The sequence below is a fragment of the Modestobacter versicolor genome (assembly GCF_041028285.1).
Classification (GTDB): domain Bacteria; phylum Actinomycetota; class Actinomycetes; order Mycobacteriales; family Geodermatophilaceae; genus Modestobacter; species Modestobacter versicolor_A.
Genome location: NZ_JABGDB010000016.1, coordinates 1 through 1350, shown reverse-complemented (window position 1 = coordinate 1350; position 1350 = coordinate 1). Strand labels below are relative to the sequence as shown.

Genomic DNA, 1350 nt, shown 5'->3' with positions numbered 1-1350 from the left:
GGACCTGGTTGTCCCACTCGGTCTCGATCCAGCGGGTGTGCACGGTGAACGGCTCGGCGGTGAAGGCCGGGTCGGCGACGACGGCGCGGTGGAACGGGACGACGGTGGGCATGCCCTCGACGACGAGTTCGGCCAGCGCACGGCGGGCCCGCTGCAGCGCCTCGGTGCGGGTGGCGCCGGTGACGATCAGCTTCGCCAGCATCGAGTCGAACGCGCCGGCGACCTCGCCGCCGGTCTCCACGCCGGAGTCCCAGCGCACACCGGGGCCCTGCGGCACCTCCAGCCGGGTGACCGGGCCGGGGGCGGGCATGAAGTTGCGGCCGGCGTCCTCGGCGTTGATCCGGAACTCGATGCTGTGCCCGCGCGGGGTCGGGTCCTCGGTGATCTCCAGCGGCAGGCCCTCGGCGATCCGGAACTGCTGGCGGACCAGGTCGATGCCGGAGGTCTCCTCGGAGACGGGGTGCTCGACCTGCAGCCGGGTGTTGACCTCGAGGAAGGAGATGGAGCCGTCGGCGCCGACCAGGTACTCCACGGTGCCCGCACCCACGTAGCCGGCTTCGGCGCAGATGGCCTTGGCCGAGGAGTGGATGCGCTCGCGCTGGTCGTCGGTGAGGAACGGCGCGGGGGCTTCCTCGACCAGCTTCTGGTTGCGGCGCTGCAGCGAGCAGTCGCGGGTGCCGACGACGATGACGGTGCCGTGGGTGTCGGCGAGCACCTGGGCCTCGACGTGGCGGGGCTTGTCCAGGAAGCGTTCGACGAAGCACTCGCCGCGGCCGAAGGCCGACACCGCCTCGCGGACGGCGGAGTCGAACAGCTCGGGGATCTCCTCGATGGTGCGGGCGACCTTGAGCCCGCGGCCGCCGCCGCCGAAGGCCGCCTTGATGGCGACCGGGAGCCCGTGCTCCTGCGCAAAGGCGATGATCTCCTCGGCGTTCGCTACGGGGTCCTTGGTGCCGGGCACCAGCGGGGCGCCGGCGCGGGTGGCGATGTGCCGGGCGGCGACCTTGTCGCCGAGGTCGATGATCGCCTGGGGGGACGGTCCGATCCAGGTCAGCCCGGCGTCGATGACGGCCTGGGCGAAGTCGGCGTTCTCGGACAGGAAGCCGTAGCCGGGGTGCACGGCGTCGGCGCCGGAGGCCCGGGCGGCGTCCAGGATCTTGTCCACGACCAGGTAGGAGTCACCGGGGGTGGTGCCACCCAGGGCGAAGGCCTCGTCGGCGGCGCGCACGTGCAGGGCGTCCCGGTCGGTGTCGGCGTAGACCGCGACGCTGGTGAGCCCGGCGTCCCGGCAGGCGCGTGCGACGCGCACCGCGATCTCACCGCGGTTGGCGATCAGGACCTTCTGCACGT

Annotated in this window: 1 protein-coding gene; it reads right to left on the bottom strand. The window is 72.7% G+C overall.

The window, feature by feature from the left end:
* Positions 1-1350: acetyl-CoA carboxylase biotin carboxylase subunit (locus tag HL054_RS22040; protein WP_369141274.1), on the bottom strand; the 1350-nt coding region annotated here is incomplete at both ends.